Origin of the sequence: Caulifigura coniformis (genome assembly GCF_007745175.1) — a bacterium.
GTDB classification, from domain to species: Bacteria; Planctomycetota; Planctomycetia; order Planctomycetales; family Planctomycetaceae; genus Caulifigura; species Caulifigura coniformis.
This window is the reverse complement of the sequence record NZ_CP036271.1, coordinates 5,718,416-5,738,636: the sequence shown is the minus strand read 5'-3', so window position 1 is coordinate 5,738,636 and position 20,221 is coordinate 5,718,416. Positions and strand designations below refer to the sequence as shown.

The 20,221-nt window shown below is 63.3% G+C and carries 17 protein-coding genes; 9 read left to right on the top strand and 8 right to left on the bottom strand.

Annotated features, from left to right (window positions below; genetic code table 11):
* Positions 1-55 precede the first annotated feature (55 nt).
* The 4 genes from Pan44_RS23060 to Pan44_RS23045 all read left to right on the top strand — a co-directional run bounded on the left by Pan44_RS23060 (position 56) and on the right by Pan44_RS23045 (position 3,768).
* The gene (locus tag Pan44_RS23060) at positions 56-553 is read left to right on the top strand and encodes a hypothetical protein (protein WP_145034124.1); all 498 of its coding nucleotides are present in this window, start codon (positions 56-58) and stop codon (positions 551-553) included.
* A 393-nt stretch (positions 554-946) separates the two neighbouring features.
* Positions 947-2,269, top strand: coding sequence for a DUF1501 domain-containing protein (locus tag Pan44_RS23055; protein WP_145034123.1), 1,323 nt, complete (start codon positions 947-949; stop codon positions 2,267-2,269).
* A 237-nt stretch (positions 2,270-2,506) separates the two neighbouring features.
* Positions 2,507-2,992, top strand: coding sequence for a transcription elongation factor GreA (greA, locus tag Pan44_RS23050; protein ID WP_145034122.1), 486 nt, complete (start codon positions 2,507-2,509; stop codon positions 2,990-2,992).
* 92 nt (positions 2,993-3,084) lie between these two features.
* Positions 3,085-3,768 carry an HAD-IA family hydrolase gene (locus Pan44_RS23045; protein WP_145034121.1) on the top strand — a complete coding sequence of 228 codons (684 nt, stop codon included), beginning with the start codon at positions 3,085-3,087 and terminating at the stop codon, positions 3,766-3,768.
* A gap of 97 nt (positions 3,769-3,865) precedes the next feature.
* Here the strand turns inward: Pan44_RS23045 and Pan44_RS23040 are convergent, their stop codons facing one another.
* A complete protein-coding gene (locus tag Pan44_RS23040) occupies positions 3,866-5,500 on the bottom strand; it encodes a DUF1254 domain-containing protein (RefSeq protein WP_145034120.1) in 1,635 nt (544 codons plus the stop codon).
* Between the two features lie 700 nt (positions 5,501-6,200).
* Between Pan44_RS23040 and ppdK the strand changes: the two genes are divergently transcribed.
* The 3 genes from ppdK (at position 6,201) to Pan44_RS23025 (ending at position 10,342) form a co-directional block, all read left to right on the top strand.
* A complete protein-coding gene (gene ppdK, locus Pan44_RS23035) occupies positions 6,201-8,933 on the top strand; it encodes a pyruvate, phosphate dikinase (protein WP_145034119.1) in 2,733 nt (910 codons plus the stop codon).
* Positions 8,934-9,115: 182 nt separating this feature from the next.
* Positions 9,116-9,358, top strand: a complete 243-nt coding sequence (locus tag Pan44_RS23030) for a hypothetical protein (protein WP_145034118.1) — start codon at positions 9,116-9,118, stop codon at positions 9,356-9,358.
* Positions 9,359-9,538: 180 nt separating this feature from the next.
* Complete coding sequence (locus Pan44_RS23025) at positions 9,539-10,342, top strand: cyclase family protein (protein ID WP_145034117.1); 804 nt, start codon at positions 9,539-9,541, stop codon at positions 10,340-10,342.
* Positions 10,343-10,459: 117 nt separating this feature from the next.
* Here Pan44_RS23025 and purH read toward each other — a convergent pair whose 3' ends face one another.
* Complete coding sequence (gene purH / locus Pan44_RS23020) at positions 10,460-12,043, bottom strand: bifunctional phosphoribosylaminoimidazolecarboxamide formyltransferase/IMP cyclohydrolase (RefSeq protein ID WP_145034116.1); 1,584 nt, start codon at positions 12,041-12,043, stop codon at positions 10,460-10,462.
* 515 nt (positions 12,044-12,558) lie between these two features.
* On the opposite strand from purH, the gene Pan44_RS23015 reads away from it, so the two are divergent.
* Complete coding sequence (locus tag Pan44_RS23015; RefSeq protein WP_197453586.1) at positions 12,559-13,938, top strand: MFS transporter; 1,380 nt, start codon at positions 12,559-12,561, stop codon at positions 13,936-13,938.
* Between the two features lie 150 nt (positions 13,939-14,088).
* On the opposite strand, the gene Pan44_RS23010 is transcribed toward Pan44_RS23015, so the two are convergent.
* The 5 genes from Pan44_RS23010 to dapA form a co-directional block, all read right to left on the bottom strand.
* A complete protein-coding gene (locus Pan44_RS23010; RefSeq protein ID WP_145034114.1) occupies positions 14,089-14,724 on the bottom strand; it encodes an FMN-binding negative transcriptional regulator in 636 nt (211 codons plus the stop codon).
* Between the two features lie 72 nt (positions 14,725-14,796).
* Positions 14,797-15,978, bottom strand: a complete 1,182-nt coding sequence (gene argJ, locus Pan44_RS23005; RefSeq protein WP_145034113.1) for a bifunctional glutamate N-acetyltransferase/amino-acid acetyltransferase ArgJ — start codon at positions 15,976-15,978, stop codon at positions 14,797-14,799.
* 195 nt (positions 15,979-16,173) lie between these two features.
* Complete coding sequence (locus Pan44_RS23000; RefSeq protein ID WP_197453585.1) at positions 16,174-17,001, bottom strand: uroporphyrinogen-III synthase; 828 nt, start codon at positions 16,999-17,001, stop codon at positions 16,174-16,176.
* A gap of 7 nt (positions 17,002-17,008) precedes the next feature.
* Positions 17,009-17,440: a hypothetical protein gene (locus tag Pan44_RS22995; protein WP_145034112.1), complete on the bottom strand. Its 432-nt coding sequence runs from the start codon at positions 17,438-17,440 to the stop codon at positions 17,009-17,011.
* Between the two features lie 17 nt (positions 17,441-17,457).
* Positions 17,458-18,345, bottom strand: coding sequence for a 4-hydroxy-tetrahydrodipicolinate synthase (gene dapA, locus Pan44_RS22990; RefSeq protein WP_145034111.1), 888 nt, complete (start codon positions 18,343-18,345; stop codon positions 17,458-17,460).
* A gap of 282 nt (positions 18,346-18,627) precedes the next feature.
* On the opposite strand from dapA, the gene Pan44_RS22985 reads away from it, so the two are divergent.
* The gene (locus tag Pan44_RS22985) at positions 18,628-19,128 is read left to right on the top strand and encodes a DinB family protein (RefSeq protein WP_145034110.1); all 501 of its coding nucleotides are present in this window, start codon (positions 18,628-18,630) and stop codon (positions 19,126-19,128) included.
* Between the two features lie 68 nt (positions 19,129-19,196).
* On the opposite strand, the gene Pan44_RS22980 is transcribed toward Pan44_RS22985, so the two are convergent.
* Complete coding sequence (locus Pan44_RS22980) at positions 19,197-20,135, bottom strand: universal stress protein (protein ID WP_145034109.1); 939 nt, start codon at positions 20,133-20,135, stop codon at positions 19,197-19,199.
* Positions 20,136-20,221 lie beyond the last annotated feature (86 nt).

The following is a 20,221-nucleotide window of genomic DNA, read 5'->3' as shown; positions in this document are numbered from 1 at the left end:
CTTCCCAACTCCGCCGATCGGCGGACGGAATCGCTCGTCGCCGGGATGGATCGGAATGGCGGACAAAGCTGCGGCTGACAAACTCCACCTGGGCTTCCTTCGAGTCATCTCGATGGATGCCGGGTACGTTGGCGGCCTCCTCGTGACCAATCGCATCGGCCGGCCACTGGAATTCCAGTGCACGACGCCGGTGCGGCCGAACAAGACACAGGAAGTCCTTTACGGGCCAACACTTGAGGCGTTTCTCTACAGTGAGGTGCTTGGGCGGACGCTGCTCGACCGCATGGCCGTCAAACCGGATATCCTCCTGATCGATCAGCCGGAGATGCTCGCGATTCGCGAGATCTGCTCCTCGCCGGTCCTGCTGCTGAGCGCAAAGTCCTCGAAAAACGGCAGTTCCGTTCTCGATGACGCCCGAACGCAGGACGGATTCGAGGACGATTCCTCGATCGTCGAGCGTTTACGGAAGCTCGTTCCCGGCTCAGCCGATCTGATGGAACCGCTTGATCGCGTCCGGGAAGCTCTCACAGAGGCCCTGCGCGCCGCGGCCTGACCCGAGGGACTCCCCAAGGGCGCACTCTCATTGACGACGAACCGGACGTGTCTGGTCCCTTCTCCGTCGATGGCGCGTCCCCGGACTCCAATCTCAAGATTCCGACGTACTTTCTGACAAGGAACGAGGTTCTTTGGGCGGCGTTGCGCATCAGAATTCCCGGACAGCGGGCATCGGCCATTTGGCCAATGCAGAACCTTGACTTCCAACCGCGCTCGTCAATAGGCTGTCGTTTCAAGCTGCGTTGATGCGTCTTGCGAACAGAGTTGCAGATCCTGCCGAATCCCGTCCTCAGGGATTCGAGATATCCCACCCTGACTTCCTTCCTTGATGTAAATGTTTGCCGACCGGCGGGCCCTCAGCCGACGGCGAACCTTGCCTCGGAGATCTTGCATGTCTCATGGATGCACGCCGGCTCATTTTGAGCGCCTCTCCCGCCGCGGCTTTCTGTCCGTCGGCTATCTCGCGGGAACCGCTCTCACTCTTCCAATGCTGCTCCGCGGCCGCACGGCCCTGGGCGACCTGAAGGACTACAAGAGCGTCGAAGGGAAGGCCAAGTCGGTCATCCATATCTTCCTGCCGGGCGGAATGGCCCAGCAGGAATCGTTCGATCCCAAGCCCTACGCCCCGATCGAATATCGCGGCGAAATGGGGCGTGTCGACACGAACCTTCCCGGCGTCCAGTTCGGCGCCACGCTGCCGAAGACCGCCCAGATCGCCGACCGTCTCACCGTCATCCGCTCGATGACCCACGGTGAAGCGGCCCACGAACGCGGCACGCACAACATGTTCACGGGCTACAAGCCCAGCCCGGCCCTGAGCTATCCGTCGATCGGCTCCGTGGTCAGCCACGAATTCGGCTCACGCAAGAACCTGCCGCCGTACGTCTGCATTCCCAACATGCCGAACGAGTATGCCGGCAGCGGATACTTGAGTTCGGCGTTCGCCCCGTTCAGCCTCGGCAGCGACCCGGCCACGAACGGCTTCAAGGTTCGCGATCTCGACCTGTACGGCGGAATTGATGACAGTCGGTTCTCGACGCGTCGCACCGCCCTGGAAGCCGTCAACGCACACTTCCGCAAGAAGGAGTCGTCCGACCAGATCAAGGCCATGGACAGCTTCTACGACAGCGCCTTCAGCCTGATCTCCTCGCCGGAAGCGAAGGAAGCCTTCAACATCGAGAAAGAGCCCGCCGCCCTCCGCGATGAGTATGGTCGCAACACCGCGGGAGCCCGCATGCTGCTGGCCCGCCGCCTGGTGGAATCGGGCGTCCGCCTGGTGAACCTGACCTACGGCGGCTGGGACATGCACGACAACATCGTCGCCGGCTTCAACCGCCAGATGCCGCAGTTCGACCAGGCCTACGCCCGCCTGATTCTCGACCTCGAACAGCGCGGGCTCCTCGACAGCACGCTCGTCATGGTCTCCTCCGAGTTCGGCCGCACGCCGAAAATCAACGGCACCGCCGGCCGCGACCACTGGCCCAAGGTGTTCAGCGTCGCCCTCGCCGGCGGCGGCATCAAGAAGGGGCTCGTCTACGGAACGTCGAACGCCACCGCGAGCGAACCCGAAGACGACGCCGTGGGCATCGAGGACCTCTTCACGACGGTCTACCACTGCATGGGAATCACTGCCGACAAGGAGCTGATGGCTCCTGGCGACCGCCCGATCGAAATCGTCGACGGCGGCAAGGTGATCCAGGAACTGCTGGCCTGATCGCCAGCCACGACATCGCTGCGGCGAAGCGCCACCGGGTGGCGTTCGCTGCAGCCATCGTTTAACCTGAATCCGTCCACTCCACCACGGGTCGCGACCAGTCGTCGCAACCCGTGGTGTTTTGTTGGAAACAACAGAATCCGGCGAGCGGGCGGCGTCACCCCTCTGGCGACGCCGGTGAGACAACCGCAGGCGCGCCGGGCGAACCACGACTGACGGCGGCGAGGAGACAGATCCATGGACCGACATCCCATCTCGCGCGAGGGCTACGACAAGCTGGTCGAGGAGATCAAACACCTCGAGCAGGTCGAAATGCCGAAGATCGCCCAGGCCATCGCCACCGCGCGGTCGGAAGGCGACCTCAGCGAAAACGCCGAATACCACGGCCAGCGCGAGAACCAGGGGCTGCTGCAGGCCAAGATCAACCAGCTCAAGACGCGCCTCGCCAACTGCTACATCGCCGACAAGGCCGACATGCCCAAGGGCATCGTCGCTTTCGGATCCACCGTCACCGTCCGCGACCTCAAGCTGGATGAGGAAGAGAGCTACGAGTTTGTCGGCCCCGGCGAGGAAGACTACGACGGCGACGTCATGAAGATCCTCACCTCGAGCCCCATTGCGAAAGCCCTCATGGGCAAGAAGGTGGGCGATAAGGTCGAGGTGACGATTCCCCGGGGAATCATGAAGCTCGAAGTCACCAAAATCGTCGAACACGGCGGCTGATTGGGCGCTGAGCTCCAACATCCTCCTCCGGGGAAGCACACGGTCGTGAACGGGCTCCGTCAATGACCAATGACAATTGACCATTGCCCTCAATGACCGCTCCCGTCGCCATCCAGTGGGTCGTCTTCGACGCCGTCGGTACGCTCATCTTCGCGGATCCGCCGGTCCACATGGCTTACCACCGGATCGGACGGAAATCCGGCAGCGAGATCACCCCCCCGCTCGCAAGTCAGCGTTTCAAGGAGGCGATCACAGCTCGGCCGGCGACGCTCGAGACCAGTGCCCAGCAGGAACTCGAGTTCTGGAAGTCACTCGTCGCCAAAGTCCTTCCCGACGCCAATCACCCGGAAGGCTGCTTCCAGAGGCTGTGGGAACACTTTGCGGCCCCCAGCTCCTGGGGTGTCTATGCAGACGTCGAAGAGACTCTCGACGACCTCAAATCCCGGGGCATCCAGGTCGCGATCGCGTCGAACTTCGATCATCGCCTGCACACCGTGATGAACGGGCACCGCGAGCTGAAGTCCATCACCAGGCGATTCATCTCGTCCGAGATCGGCTGGAAGAAGCCGAGCCCGAGGTTCTTTGAAGCGATCGTCAAAGACCTCGACGCCGCCCCGTCATCCATTCTCATGATCGGCGACACGCTCGCTGACGACGTGCATCCCGCCCGCACCGCCGGGCTCCAGGCACTCCACGTCAACCGCACCGCGGAGCCCATCGAAGGCTCCCTCGCGACGCTCAGCGACCTCAGTTCGCACCTGAATCCTGAATCCTGAATCCTGAATCCTGAATCCTGAATCCTGAATCCTGAATCCTGAATCCTGAATCCTGAATCCTGAATCCTGAATCCTGAATCCTGAATCCTGAATCCTCTCAAGCCTTCGTCACCGCCGGCGGCTTCCAGCCCAGCGACGCCACTTCGGCCTTGGGACCGCACAGTCGCAGCATCAGCTCAAACGCTCCTTCCGGCGGAACCGCAAGCCAGTTCGGCTCTTTGTCGGCCCCCGGACTGTCCTTCTGCACGTAGATCGTCAGCCCCCCGTCGGGATTCTTCACCAGTTCCTGATGGCTGCAGACCGCGTGCTTTCCACCGGCGCTGGCCCCGAGTTCCATCGTCGGCGCCTTATAGGCCGTCAGCGACCACGACACCCCGGCTGGCGGCAACTGGTTCGCCGAGAATGTGAGCGTGTACTTCTGCTGCCCCTGGAGCGGTCGGCCCGTGCCGTCCTTCGAGGTCCGCGGGCTGAGGACTTCCGTCGGATCGCTGGCCCCGAAGTACATCAGCGCCGCGTAAGCCTTCCGGTCGTAGTTCGTTCCAAAATCGGCCAGGGTCAGCGCCGTTTCCCAGCGATTGCCTGTCACCAGCTTCATGCCGCCTTTGGTTGTGAAGATTTTCTGCCCCGCGTTCCGGACCGCCCCTGTCATCGCCATCTGGTTCGCTCGGCTCTGGGTCTGGAGGTCGATCGTCGCTCCCGGCGTCAGCCCGAGCTTGGCCATTTTGGCGACGATCGGAGCGTCGGCCTCCAGCGGCGGGTTCTCCACCATCAGCTGGCAGAGCCGGTTGTAGAACGCCCCCGCCTCCATCGTGAATAACTGCGAGTTCGGCGACGCCCCGTTTCCGCCGACCCCCGTCATGCTTCCGCCCCCTCCAGCATCGCCTTCCACCATGCCTTCAGCGCCGGGCATCGGCTGGGGAACACCGTCCGCCGCCATGGCCGGATTCGGCTGCGGAACCACATTGCCGTCGGCATCGACCTTTGGAGGCCCGGCCGGCGCCGGCTGACCTTCGGCCGGCATCGCCTCTCCACCCGGTCCCGGCATCGGCGGAGCGCCGGCCGGCGCTCCCGGCTTCTTGAGAAACGAACCGATGAATGCCGTCAGGCTTCCGCCCAGTCCGCCCCCCGTCGGCTGCGGCCCCTTCCAGTCCTTGAGCGCCGTGACCCGACATTCCGCCTGCAACGCCACCGCGGCCGCCAGATCCTCCGGACCGGTCACCGAAATCCACAGAGGGGCCCACACCATGTTCGTTGGGGACGAAATCTGCACCGTCCCTTTCGGCACGGTCCCGGCCCAGCCCGGGCCAGTCACGACGAAGTCCGTGGCTTTCCCTTGGCCAGCGCTCATCCGGCCGATGACGTCGTACCACGCGTGGAAGAAGCTGCCCGTGCAGAAGCGGCTTTCCATGGCAGGAATCGAAACCACCATCGGCTCGTCTTTGACGTTCAGCCACGCCGACGAATGAATCGCGTCCGCAACCGGACAAACCAGCGCCGTGGACTGCTCGGTGGGGAGCTGCGGATAGTGGAAGAACCGGTTGACCGGAGCAGGCTGGTCACCCTGTCCGCCCCCCGCCATCACTCGATGCGTAAGGTCCATGAGCATCATGGGATACGCGAACGAAAACGCCTGCTTCGCGGTATTGCTGGCTTCCTGGGCGCCGGCCGTCCTGATGGCAAGCAACCCCACAGCCCCGGCGGTGCTGCCCGCCAGAAAATCACGACGACGCATGGCCTTGCCCCCCGAGCGCGAGCGAATTGATCCCGTGATTTGACAGGTCCCTTGCGCCGTTGGCAACTGGCCTCCGCGAGTTCCGCGCAGGGCAGGTCGCGTTTTCAGGATGGGCCAATTCGTCGTTGGCCTGCGTCGTTGCCGCAAAATGACCTGCGGTGACGGGAGACGACCGACTTTGAAAAAGTGACTCGCCCTGCCCCAATCCCCACCCGTCCAAGCACTTCCGAGTACCGAGGACCGATGCGCACCCGCGCAACCGCCCCTGTCATGGTGGAGGACCGCATGAACACAACCACCGTCAACCTGTCGTCACACACCCCGGCCCGGCGGGCTCCAACAACCTCAGGTCCGCACCACCCACGCTTTCCCGATCCCTCCGCGAAGCTTCCGCAGGAGAAGAGGGCGAGGAGGACAGGACCACCCACACAACGCGCCCTCCTTGCCCCCTCGGCGTCAAACACCCCCGCAGTTATCCCAATCCCTGCCCGAGCCTGAGAGTTCCGCGCGATTGGTTGCAGGCCCCCTGCCTCGCTGGTAGCCTTTTCGCTTCGTTTTCCAACAGGAAGCGTTCTGGAAAGCGCACATCAGTCGTGCCGACTCCGCAGCTCCAGGTGTGATCTGCTGCGGACGATTTCCGGCCCATTCGGCGGCAGCCCGCTTAAACAGCAGGGACCTCGCCGCCTTTCAGGAAGGTTCCATGAGTACGAAATACGTCTATTTCTTCGGTGACGGCAAGGGCGAAGGCAACGGCAAGATGAAGGAACTGCTGGGTGGCAAGGGCGCCAACCTCGCAGAAATGGTCAACATCGGCCTGCCGGTGCCGGCCGGTTTCACGATCACGACCGAAACCTGCACCCACTTCTACGCCAACAACAAGCAGTTCCCGGCGGAGCTGAAGGCCCAGGTCGAAGAAGCGATCAAGAAGATTGAGAAGGCCATGGGAGCCGAACTCGGCTCCAAGACGAACCCGCTGCTCGTCTCCTGCCGCTCGGGCGCCCGCGAATCGATGCCGGGCATGATGGACACCGTCCTCAACATCGGCCTCAACGACGAGACGGTCCTCGCTCTCGCCAAGCAGTCCGGCAACGAACGCTTCGCGTGGGACAGCTACCGCCGCTTCGTCCAGATGTACGGCGACGTCGTGCTGGACCTCAAGCCGCGCAGCAAGACCGAGCGTGATCCGTTCGAACACGCCCTCGAGCACAAGAAGGAAAAGGCCGGCGTCCAGGAAGACAACCAGCTCTCCGTCGCCCAGCTCAAGGAACTGGTTCAGGAATTCAAGGACCTGATCAAGGACCGCACCGGCAAGAGCTTCCCGACTGATCCGATGGAACAGGTCTGGGGCGCAGTTGGCGCCGTCTTCGGCAGCTGGGGCAACGACCGCGCGGTCGTCTACCGCCGCACCTACGGCATCCCCCACGAGTGGGGTACGGCCGCCAACGTGCAGGCGATGGTGTTCGGCAACCTCGGTGACGACTGTGCCACCGGCGTCGCCCTGACCCGCGACTGCGCCATCGGCACCCCCGGCTTCTGCGGCGACTACCTCATCAACGCCCAGGGCGAAGACGTGGTGGCCGGTATCCGCACGCCGCTGCGGATCGAAGAAACGCTGTCGAAGGACATGCCGAAGTCGTACGAACAGCTTGATGAGATCGGCAAGAAGCTCGAGAAGCACTTCAAGGAAGTTCAGGACATCGAGTTCACGATCCAGCGGAACAAGGTCTGGATGCTCCAGACCCGGAACGCCAAGCGGACCGGCTTCGCGGCCGTCCGGATCGCCGTCGACTTCCTCGAAGAAGGCCTGATCGACGAGAAGGAAATGCTGCAGAAGCGCCGCCTCCCGGCGGACGACCTCAACCAGCTGCTTCAGCCGATCTTCGACCCGGCGGCCAAGAAGCAGGCCGACAAGGAAGGGCGTCTGCTCGCCAAGGGCATCACCGCCGGTCCGGGTGCTGCCTCGGGTAAGATCGTCTTCTTCGCCGAAGACGCCGAGAGGATGCACGAGAAGGATCCGAAGACCGATCTGATCCTCGTTCGCCGCGAAACCAGCCCGGAAGACCTTCGCGGCATGAAGGCCGCCAAGGGCATTCTGACGGCCCTCGGTGGCGCGTCCTCGCACGCCGCCCTCGTGTCGCGCCAGATGGGCAAGGCCTGCATCGTCGGCTGCGGCGCACTGAACATCGACTATGACAAGGGCACCATCACCGTCGGCAGCAAGGTGCTGAAGGCTGGTGACTTCCTGTCGATGGACGGCTTCACCGGCGAAGTCTTCGAAGGCAAGGTCACGACCAAGCCGTCGGAAGTCATCCAGGTGCTCATCAACAAGACGATGAAGCCCGAAGAGTCGGAAGTCTTCCGTCGCTTCGACAAGCTGATGAAGATCGCCGACAAGCACCGCAAGCTGCGCGTCCGCACGAACGCCGACCTTCCGAACCAGGCCGAAGAGGCCATCTCGTTCGGAGCGGAAGGCATCGGCCTCTGCCGCACCGAGCACATGTTCTTCGATCACCTCGACGAAATCCGCGAGATGATCGTCGCCGACAACCTCGAGCACCGCGAAAAGGCCCTCGCCAAGCTGCTTCCGTTCCAGCGGAAGGACTTCGCAGGCCTGTTCAAGGCGATGGACGGCAAGCCGGTCACGATCCGCCTGATCGACCCGCCGCTCCACGAGTTCCTCTCGGACGCGCACCTCGAATCCGATCCCAAGCTGGCTGAAAAGCTGTCGAAGTGGTCGGGCAAGTCAGTCGAAGACGTGAAGAAGCGCGTCGAGGAACTCCACGAGTTCAACCCGATGCTCGGCCACCGCGGCTGCCGCCTCGGCATCGTGTATCCGGAAATCACCCGGATGCAGGCCCGCGCCATCTTCGAAGCGGCCGTCGAGGTCCAGAAGGCCGGCGCGAAGGTGTTCCCGGAAGTCATGGTTCCCCTCGCCGGCTTCGCCACCGAGTTCAAGAACCAGGAAAAGATCATCCGGGAGACGGCCGAGAAGGTCTTCAAGGAAACCGGCACGAAGGTCGAGTACATGGTCGGCACCATGATCGAAATCCCGCGTGCCGCCGTCCGTGCCGACCAGATCGCCGAGAACGCCGAGTTCTTCTCGTTCGGAACCAACGACCTGACGCAGACGACGCTGGGCATGTCCCGTGACGACTACGGCCCGTTCATCGGCTTCTACCGTGAGAACGACATCATCGGCAACGACCCGTTCCAGCAGATCGACCAGGACGGCGTCGGTGAGCTGATGAAGATCGGCGTCGAACGCGGCCGGAAGGTGAAGAGCAAGCTGAAGATCGGCATCTGTGGCGAACACGGCGGCGACCCGTCGTCCGTCATGTTCTGCCATCGGATCGGCCTCGACTACGTGTCGTGCTCGCCGTTCCGGGTTCCGATCGCCCGCCTCGCCGCCGCCCAGGCGGCCGTTGAAGGCTGATTCTGATCTCCAGAACTCGAAGCCCGGGGGGACCGCCTCCCGGGCTTTTTTCATGCGCCGGTTCCAACAAAGAGAATTCAGAACAACGGCCAGATCCTCAGTCGTACAAACGTTACAGATCGCCTACATTCTCCCGCCTCGCATCAAGTGAATGCGAACCAATTCCACAAGGAACTTTCAACATGTTGCGGAAGCTGTTTGCTCTGTCGGCCGTGGTCGCCACGGTCGTTGCCTTCTCCTCGGACGTCGAAGCCGGCAAGTGCCGCACGAAGCGGAATCGCCGCTGCTGCCGTCAGAACCACTGCCAGGTGTCGGTCTGCCCGGCTCCTTGCAACGTCTGCAACACCCCGGCCGTGGAAGCTGCTCCGGCCGCTGAAGCCCCGGCTGTCGAAGCTGCTCCGGAACCGCCGGCCGAGAAGAAGTAATCATTGCGTTTGATGATCACTCCTCAAGACCCTGTCGGCAACGGCGGGGTCTTGTTCGTTTCCCACGCCGTTTCAATGAGGAATACAGAAGTTCCCCCGAGCCGACGTCCTTGCGGTCGTGAACCGATTCCAGTCGCATAGCAGGTGTCGACTCGAACAGGCCGGCCAAGGAATTGAACCATGCGTTGGATCCTCGTCATCGCGTTGCTTCCCTGCAGATCCGTGCTCGGCCAGGCCCCGCTCCCTTCTCCGTTCGACGACAAGGGCGCCCGCATCGTCGACCTCGCCTGGCCATTGAACGAGAAGTCTCCCTTCTGGCCTGGCGACAACTACACGCCGTTCCGTCTCGAAACGATCGCAACGCTCAAGGAGGATGGCGTCTCCTCCAAGGCCTTCTCGATGCCGGAGCATCTGGGAACACACATTGATGCGCCCAATCATTTCGAGAACGACCGACCAGGCGTCGACGCGATTCCCGCCGAACGACTCTTCGGGCCCGGCGTCGTCATCGACCTGGCTGTGAAGTGCGAAATGGATCCCGATGCGATGCTCACCGTCGCCGACATCGCGGACTGGGAAAAGTCGCATGGAGCAATCCCGCGTGGGGCGATCGTCCTGCTCCAGACCGGCTGGGGCCGTCATGCAACCAACCCGGCGCGGTACCAGAACCGCGACGTGATGGGAAAGATGCACTTCCCCGGCTTCTCGGCCGAGGCGGCCGAATGGCTCGTGCGCGAACGCGAGGTCCGCGGCATCGGTCTCGACACCCTGAGCATCGATCGCGGCCTCTCGACAAAATTCGAAGTGCACCACGTCATCAACAAAGCGGGCCGATACGGGCTCGAGAACGTAGCCCACCTCGATCAACTCCCCGCCACCGGCTTCGGCCTGATCGTTGCCCCTATCAAGATCGAGGGGGGAACGGGGGGACCGACGCGCATCTGGGCCGTAGTCCCGAAAGGCCCCGGCGAACCAGCCCGCTGAGACGCCAGTTCGAACGCTCATTCTCCCGGCGCGGAGATCACAATCGACTTAGGCGAGCCGTCACTCGAACATCACCGATCCCCGGAAGGTCGCCCGGAGATCGGCGCCCGCGACCGTTCAGTGTTTGAAGTGGCGGCGGCCGGTGAAGATCATCGCCAGCCCCAGTTCGTTGCAGGCCGCGATGACTTCCTCGTCCCGGACGGAACCACCCGGCTGGATCAGCGCGGTGACTCCGGCCTGTGAGGCCTGGTCGACACCGTCCCGGAACGGGAAGAACGCATCCGACGCGGCCACGGCCCCCTTGCTGCGGCTCCCGGCCTTATGGGCGGCGATCCAGGACGAATCGACGCGACTCATCTGCCCGGCGCCGACGCCGACAACCATCCCGGCCTTCGCGAGGAGAATTGCGTTCGATTTGACGTGCTTGCAGACCTTCCACGCGAACGCGAGATCGCGGCGCTCGTGCTCCGAAGGCTGACGCTGCGTCACGACCTTCCACGTCGTCTCGTCTTCCGGAAGCTCGTCCCGCTCCTGCACCAGCAGTCCGCCGGCGATGCGGCGGTACTCCCAGCTGACCGCCTGAGCGCTCATCAGTTGCGGCAATTCGAGCAACCGGACGCTGTTCTTCCACTTCGGACGCGTGGTCAGCGCGGTGATCGCCTCGGGCTCGAACCCCGGCGCGATGATCGCCTCAATGAAGCGGTTCGGAGCACAAAGCTGCTCGACCGTCGCGGCATCCACGACGCGGTTCAGCCCGATGATCGATCCGAACGCGGAAATCGGATCCCCCTCGTAAGCCTTGTCGAACGCCTCGGCGAGGGTCGCGCCGATGCCGCAGCCGCACGGGTTATTGTGCTTGATAACGGTCGCGGCCGGCTCCTTGAACTCGCGCACAATCGAGACGGCGGCGTCGAGGTCGAGCAGGTTGTTGTAGGAGAGTTCCTTGCCGTGGACCTGCTGCGCGGCGGAGACCGTCGTGGGACCGAAGGAGGGCTCGACGTACCAGGCCGCCTTCTGGTGCGGGTTTTCGCCGTAGCGGAGTTCCTGCCGCCGCTCGAACTTCAGGTCGAGTTGCTGCGGGAGGCCCGCGCTGGCGGGGGGCGCGGCGGCGGCGGAGCCCTGGACTTCCTTGAGGAAGTGGGCGGCGATGGCCGCGTCGTAGCGAGCCGTCATTTCGAACGCGGCCTGCATCAGGCGTCGACGCTGCTGAAGGCTCAGCTGCCCGGCCCGCAGCGCGGCGAGGACTTCGTCGTACTGGTCGGCGCGGGTGACGATCCCGACATAGGCGTGGTTCTTGGCCGCCGAGCGGACCATGCTGGGCCCACCGATGTCGATCTGTTCGACCGCTTCTTCGTATTTGACGTTCGGCTTGGCGACCGTCTGCTCGAAGGGATAGAGGTTCACGACGATGAGTTCGAACGGGAGAATCCCGTGCTCCTTCATCGATGCGGCGTCTTCGGCGAGATCGGGGCGGCCGAGGATGCCGCCGTGGATCCGCGGATGCAGCGTCTTCACGCGGCCATCCATCATCTCCGGAAAGCCGGTGTATTCGGCGACATCGATCACCTTCACGCCCTGGTCGCGCAGGAACTTCGCCGTTCCGCCTGTCGAGAGGATCTCGAATTCGAGGTCCACGAGGCCTTTGACGAACGGACCGAGCCCCGTTTTATCGCTGACGCTGATGAGCGCGCGGCGTGCCATATCTTCCCACTCCTGAGTTCAAATCGACCAAACGCGCGACGATAGAGCGCTGGGGGATGGGGGGCAACTGAGAGCGGGCCGTTCCCCCGTCGGGGCCACTTTTTTCCCGGGCATCCCGGGGACTTCTGCCGCCGGAGGGGCGCATTTCGAGCGAGGCAACCAGGAAGGACGGCACTGTGGCATGGTCCGCTCCAGACGCCCCTTTTCCCGAGCGCGTGCCCGCACGGGCAGCGCGCCCCCCGCTGGAGAGCTCGGTCCACACGGCGGGCCGGCGCGGCCTGATTGCGTGACGTGCGGGCGTTGTTGGCGATGGTCGTTTTCATGATCCCTCCACACCACGTGGCGGGTTGCGCGCTGTGTTCGGGAATCAGCCGGAAATGACTGCCCCGCTGAGCGTGCCCTGCCCTTTGGCAGGATTCTTCCCCGGCGATCCTGGAAAGTTGCGTCGACCGGTCGGGATGCGGGGACTATGGTGTGCGGCTCCTGGAGCTGCTTCTTTCGCACGGATCGCGCTGATGTCTGAACCTGCCGCCCTCTCTTCGAAGCCGTGGTCCAAAGACCCCTCCTTCTGGTGCCTCACGGCGACCCAGTTCTGCGGCGCCCTGAACGACAACATCTTCAAGCAGCTGGTGATGCTGCTCTGCATCGATGTGGCACTCGGGGATCCCGACAAGGATCAGCAGTTCCTGGCCCAGGTGCTGTTCTCGGCCCCGTTCATTCTGCTGTCAGGATTCGCAGGTTACCTCGCCGACCGCCACAGCAAGCGGTCGATCATCGTGCTGTGCAAGCTGGCGGAAATTGCGATTGCGCTGGGCGGAATGGTGGCGTTCGGCTTCGGTGGGCTCACGGCCGCGCTCCTTGTCCTGGCGCTGATGGGGACGCACAGCGCGTTCTTCGGGCCACCGAAATACGGCGTCCTCCCGGAGCTGTTCCACGAACACGATCTGCCGAAGGTGAACGGCATCATCCTGATGACGACGTTCCTGGCGATCATTCTCGCGTTTCCCACGGCCGGAGCACTCAAGATCGCCTGCGACGGACATCTCTGGATGGCGTCCATCGCCTGCGTTGTCCTGGCGGTCATCGGAACGCTCACGGCGCTGCCGGTCCGCAAGACTCCGATCGCCCGCCCCGATCTCACCTTCGAGCCGGCGACACTCTTCATCCATCCCAGCACGTGGTCAGTCATCAAACAGCAGAAAGGCCTGCTTGTCGCGCTGCTCGCGTCGTCGGCCTTCTGGCTGACGGGGGGCGTCGTCTATCCGATGGTGATCAACTCCGTAGGAAAACTTCAGTTCGGGCTGGATGACTTCGAGACGGGCAAGCTCGCAGCCTGCACCGGAATCGGCATCACGGTCGGGTGCGTCACCGCGGGGATCCTGTCGAAGAACCAGTTCCGGGCCGGCCTCGTGAAACTCGGAATGTGGGGCATGCTGGCGACGCTGGCCGTGCTTTCGATTCCCGGCTCGGGAATGATCCAGCGCGAACTGTCGCCCGCCGAGATCAAGAAGTTCGGCGGCGTTGTCGAGAAGGCTGCTCCCGCCGGTGAAGCGGCGCCCGAAGCCGAGAAAGTCATTCGGGAATTTCGCCCGATGTGGCTCGGCGTCTACGGCGCGGGCGCCCTGTTGATCCTGCTGGGAATCTCGGCGGGGCTGTTCAGTGTCCCGGTGCAGGTCTATCTGCAGGCCCGGGCCCCGGCCGAACAGAAAGGCCGGATCATCGGCGTGATGAACCTGTTCAACTGGATCGGCATCGCCGCAGCCGGTCCGTTCTGGAAGCTGTGCAATTCCTATCTCGGGAAATACCAGGCGCCGAACCTGCTCTTCGCGGCCGCGGCGCTGGGAGTGATTCCCCTGCTGATTCTCTATCGCCCGAAGGATGAGCAACTGGCGTAAAACGCATCTCATTCAGATGGATCGCTGGCAACATTCGCGGCTCGGCACGAGCCTCGCCCTCCCGTCGCCTTGGGAGACCCATGTGAATGCTGGCGGTCTTCGCGGGTGCACGGCTCACAGAGCCGTGGCACGTTTGGCTTCGACAGCCCCTCAGGTCGGTGACTCTGAATCGATCTGCCGGCGCATAAGATCCGCGATGGCCACGTCGTCGGGGCGGCCTGTCGCTGTGAGGGCACGAACCACTTTCTCGCGTCGTTCGACGGGATGGTTCTGGTTGAGCTTCCACTTCCCTTCGAGCCGGTCGATCCGGATCTCGAAGCCCACGATGCCGAGCAGCAGTTTGTCGATCGTCTCCGGCGGGACGACGTCCATCGACCACGGCCGGGGCATCGAACGTTCATAGACGTCGACCGTCCGGCGGACAATTTCCCGCAACCGGGCGTCATCCTCGATCGGCTGAAACGTTCCGTAGGCATGAACGGCCGCGTAGTTCCAGGTCGGAACCGTTTCGTTCGACTCATACCACGTCGGCGAGATGTAGGCGTGCGGACCGGCGAAGATCGCCATCACCTGCGAACCGGCGGCGCGTTTCCACTGCGGATTGGCGCGGGCCATGTGGCCGATGAGTTGGCCATGCGGACCGGAATCGCGATCGAGCAGCAGCGGAAGATGCGTTGCCTGCTGTTCGCCGTTCGTTGACGAGCAGAGCATTGCGAAACTGTACCGCTCCATGAAGGCGTGGAGAGTGGTCAGATCATCAACGCGGAAGCTGGACGGGGTGTACATCGCGCGCGGATCTTGCGTGGAAAGCCATCAGGAGGCTGACGCCCCCCACTCGCCTGTTGCCACAGGTGTAGCCTATGTCGAATAGTCGGCATTCAGCCGGACGTACTCGGCCGTCAAATCGCACGTCCAGCAGCGGCTTTGTTCTTTGCCGTGGGTGAACGTCAGGACGAAGTGGACTTCGCCGGTCTTCATCGCGGCGGAAACGGCGTCGGCATCGAACTGCGTCGGAGCGCCGGCCCGGTACACCTCGATGCCATTGATCGCTAATGAGCATTCTTCTTCGAAGAACTTCACGCCCGAATAGCCGGCGGCCGAGACGATCCGGCCCCAGTTCGGATCGTTGCCGGCGACGGCGGTTTTGACGAGCGGGCTATCGCAGACGGACTTCGCCATGCGGTAAGCCTCCTCCGAAGTCCGGGCGCCAATCACATCGACCGTCACGAAGTGCTCGGCCCCTTCGGCGTCGCGGATGATCTTCTGCGACAGTTCCTGGCAGACATCGGTCAGAGCCTGCTGGAACTCCTGCATGGCGGTGTCGCCGATCGTGATACCCGTAGCGCCGTTGGCCAGGAACAGGACGGTGTCGCTGGTGCTGGTGTGCTGGTCGACGCTGATGCAGTTGAAGCTGGTGTTCACGGCCTGTGTGAGAAGCTTCTGGGCCGTTTCGGGAATGATGCGGACATCAGTCATCACAACGGCCAGCATCGTGGCCATGTTGGGGGCGATCATCGCGGCCCCTTTGCAGGCTCCGGAGATCGTGACCGTCTTGCCGCCGAGCGACAGCTTGCGCATCGCCTGCTTGGGGACGGTGTCGGTCGTCATCATCGCGCGAGCGGCTGCGAGGAAATGGTCATCGCCGGCCGCGACGCTCTTCGAGACGACCGGGATTCCTTCGGCCAGCTTCTGGCGCGGGAGGAAGTGACCGATAATGCCCGTCGAGCAGACGAGGATGTCTTCCGGCTGGCAACCGACCTGCTCGGCGACGGCGGCCGTCATCCACTGAGCGTCATCAATCCCGCGCTGGCCTGTACAGGCATTGGAACAGCCGGAATTGAGGACGACGCCGCGAACTGTCGTGCTGGGCACGCGCGACCGCGAGACCTTCACCGGCGCTCCAACGACCTGGTTCTGGGTGAACACGCCAGCGGCCGTGGCCGGGCGGTCGGAGAGGAACAGGGCGAGGTCGAGCTTCGAGGGGTCGGACTTGATCCCGCAGGCGACGCCGGCGGCGGAGAAACCGAGGGGAAGATGCATGGGGCTCATTGAAGAAAGACGTTCACCACGGAGACACGGAGGACGCAGAGAAGCGGGAGATCACACCTTCAGGCAGAACGGTTCGACGTAGTGGTCGCTCCTCTGGTCTGGGTTTATTCTCCGGACAACGGCATGAAACAGGTTGCTCTCCCTCTTCTCTCAAGCTCTGTGTCTCTGTGGTGAGCTTTCCAGCATTCACTGAGACTGCTTTGCTGACAGAAGGGAGGGAGCCTTCGACATCGTTTCGGAAACGAGAGGACCCATTTTGGGGTGGTCGGGTTCGAGGTCGGGTTTGAGATTCAGTTCGACGAGGGTTTCCGTGGCCGTGGGTCCGATGCTGCCGATGACGCAGCGGTTCGCGGCGGCGAGCCACTGTTCGCGGAGCCCGATCTGATCGGCGACCTGCAGAACATGATGGGCCTGCTGGGCGCTGGTGAACAGCAGCGCATCGAACTCGCCGGCGACACAGCGGCGGATGGCGTCCTTGAGCGGTTCGAGGTCGGCCGGCAGTTCCCAGCGGTAGACGGGCACCGTGACGACCGTCGCCCCACGCCGACGAAGCTCGTCGTAAAGTTCGATGCTTGGTTTGCCGTATTCCTGCACGGCCACTGTCGTGCCGCTGAGGGGGACGGCGTTGGCATCGAGAATCGTCAGCACCTCGCGCCAGGTGTTCGGCTCGGGCGCGCGATGGTCGATGCGGACGGTCCAGTTGCGAAGCACGACGGCCGGTTTGGGGCCACGAATGCAGACGGGATGCCGGTTCATCTCCGCGACGACGTCCTCACGCGACATGCGCGTGGTCAGCACGTCAAACATCGCCTGCGTCCCGACGCCGGTCATCAGGATGACGAGGTCGATCTCACCGGCGGTGAGCCGCTTCCAGAACTCGAAGACCGGCTCGTGCTTCTCGAGCGGGGCCTCGCGCATGGAAGGAGCGATGGTCGGCTCGCCCCCCTGGCGGCGGATCAGCGACGCCATCTCGTCCTGACGGCGACTTTCAAAACTGCAGACGCGAAGGGGCATTGGCAATTCAATTCGACTTCACTGGTAAACACCAAAACCCAATCAGGAATCCGACGCCTGCGAAGATGAACCCCACCAATCGGATCAGCATGGTCGCCGTTCGCAGTTCCCGGACCGAGAACGCATAAGGTTCGCAACGCTGAATGCGCCCGATGAAACGGGCTTCGACTCCCCAAACCTGCTCGACCAGTGCCCGGCAAAAGTTCGAATCCGCTGCGATACCGAACAACATGATTGCTGCCGCGAAATGGCTCGCCGCAGTCGATCGCGGGCCTGAGAACATCGACAGCACCGCGACCATGATGGCGACAATCAGAACCGGCAGTGTCACTGCCGGAGAATGTATGGATCGTCCCTCCTGCTGACGCCACAAAAACGCGATCAGAAGTCCCAAAGCGAGACAACACGCGGCGAGTATGACAGCGGTCGGACCGTCCATCCGATGGCCTGCTCCGTTTACAGCAGGCCGTGGTTCGTGAGCGACTTCCGCAGCTTCTGCATTTCAGATTCCGAGAGCGGCGTGAGCGGCAGGCGGACCGGACCCGCGTCGCGGCCCAGTGCCGTCATCGCGGCCTTGATCGGGATGGGGTTGGTCGACAGGCCAAGGAGGTCGCGGCAGAGCGGGAAGAGCTTGTGGTGCGCGGCCTGGGCCGTCTTGATGTCGCCCTTGTTCCAGGCGGCGATCATGGCCTTCACGTCTTTCGGAATGATGTTGCCGACGACCGAGACCACACCGCTGCCGCCAAGCGACATCAGCGGGAGGGTCAGGCTGTCATCTCCGGAAAGTAACGTCAGGTTGCTCCCGCTGAGAACCTGCGAGGCCTGATCCATGAGGCCCGTCGATTCCTTGATGGCGACGACGGTCGGGAGCTCGGCGATGCGACAGATCGTCTCCGGCTCGATGTTCTTCGCCGTCCGTCCGGGAATGTTGTAGAGCACAATCGGCAGGTCGCAGGCTTCGGCGACGGCCTGGAAGTGCTGGTAGAAGCCTTCCTGGGTCGGCTTGTTGTAATAGGGCCCGACGATCAGCGCCCCGGTCGCTCCCGACTTCTTGGCGTACTTCGTGAGGCGCACGCACTCGGAGGTGCTGTTGGAGCCGGTCCCGGCCATGACCTTGATGCGTCCGGCCGCATGCTCGCAGACGATCGCGATGACGCGTTCGTGCTCATCATGAGTGAGGGTGGGGCTTTCGCCGGTGGTGCCGACGGGACTGACGACATCGGTGCCGGCTTCGATCTGGAAATCGACCGACTTCTTGAGGGCGGCCTCGTCCACCTTGCCGTCCTTGAACGGCGTCACCAGCGCGACTGTCAACCCGGCAAACTGCTCACCCTTACGCGACATGACATCCTCAACCGTCGAACGAACCGGACTCCGTAGCAAAGCGAGAATTTAACGGCGGGGGGCGACGATCGAAAGGACGCGTCACCAGGGCGCCGCCACGCCCGTTCCGGACGCCTCCGAATCAGGCAGGACACGGGGATCGCCGTCCGCGTTCGGGTGTCTACGAATCTGCTGAAGCCCTCTATCTTGAAATGCCGAACATGTGTACATATATACACGACATGGCGGCGCCCGCCGCTGCTCCGGTTTTCCAGACCCTGCACTGATGTTGGAGATCACGTCATGACGATGGCCCAGACCCTGATTCCTGAATATGACCAGGAAACCGCCAACACCCGGAAAGTGCTCGAGCGGGTGCCCGACGACAAGTTTGACTGGAAGGCCCATCCCAAAAGCCACACGATGGGCTGGGTCGCCAACCACCTCGCAGAAGGGGTCGGCTGGATCGAGGGAATCGTCAACTACGACAACTGGGACGTGAATCCCCCAGGCGGGCCGAAATACCAGTCCCCGGACCTCAGAAGCACGCGGGAGGTCCTCGCGAGCTTCGATTCGGCGGTGGTGGCCGGCCGCAAAGCACTCCAGGCCGTTTCGGATGCGGACTTCCAGAAGGAATGGGCGCTGCTCGACAACGGGAAGCCGATCATCAGCATGCCCCGGGCCGCGATGGTGCGGATCTACGGCATCAACCACCTCATCCACCACCGGGCGTTTCTGTGCAGCTATCTGCGGCTGAACAACATCCCTGTTCCCGGGATGTATGGGCCGTCCGGAGACGAGTGAGCGCGGCAAGAACACCCGATCCCGCTGGTCCGGCGGGATCGGCTCGGTGACGGGCGGCTGACGCGGCGTTACTTCGCCGGGTCGTCGGCCGTTCGACGGCAGACCATCACCGGGCAGGGGGCGGAGCGGACGACGCGTTCGGCGACGCTGCCGAGCAGCCAGTGCATGGCGCCAGTGCGGCCGTGCGTTCCCATCACGATCAGGTCGATCTCTTTCTCTGCGGCATAGGCGGTGATCCTGGCGATGGGGGAGCCGATCACGACTTTCCGCTGAACGACCGAAACGCCCAGATTCGGGATCTGGACGTCCTCGACCTGCTTCTCGCCCTGCGTGGTGAGTTCACGCATGTAGGCCCGAAAGACGGAGGAAGTGGTCGCCAGTTCGGAGGTCGCGGGAGTGGTGTCTTCCACGACGTGCAGCAGGTGGAGTTCCGCCCCGAATCGCGCGGCGAGATCAGCGCCTTCCTCCAGCGCCTTCTGGCCGCGGTCGCTGAAATCGATCGGCACAAGCACATTCTGAGGCCGCGGGAGTTCGCTTCCGGGGGTCACGAACTCGTGCTCACGCTGGCGGACGACCAGCACGCTGCAGGGGGCCCGCTGGACGATCTTCTCCGCGACGCTTCCAAGGAGCATGCGCGTCACTCCGCCGCGACCATGGGTGCCGACGACGATCAGGTCGACCTGATGGGACCGGGCGTAATCCAGAATGGTCTCAGCCGTCGCCCCGACGACTGCCTCGCGTCGGATCTCCAGCCCTTGCATCCACTCGGCGGGAACAACGTTCTCAAGGGCCTTCCGCGCATTGGCCTCCGCCTCATCGGCGTATTGCACGGCGATATTCGAGACCACCTCGGCTCCGCCAAACGTCAGGGGCGCGAGGTTCTGAACGGCATGAAGAACGGACAGCGGCGCCTTGTCGTTCCGCGCGAAGGCACACCCGTAATGCAGGGCCTGAATGCTTTCGGCGCTGAAATCGACCGGAACCAGCACATGTTGAAAACCAGACATGACGAACGCCTCCTGGGGTGTGCAGTCACCTCACCGATTCTACCCCGGTTGAGCCCGACGGCGACGCCCATCCGGAGTCGAACGCT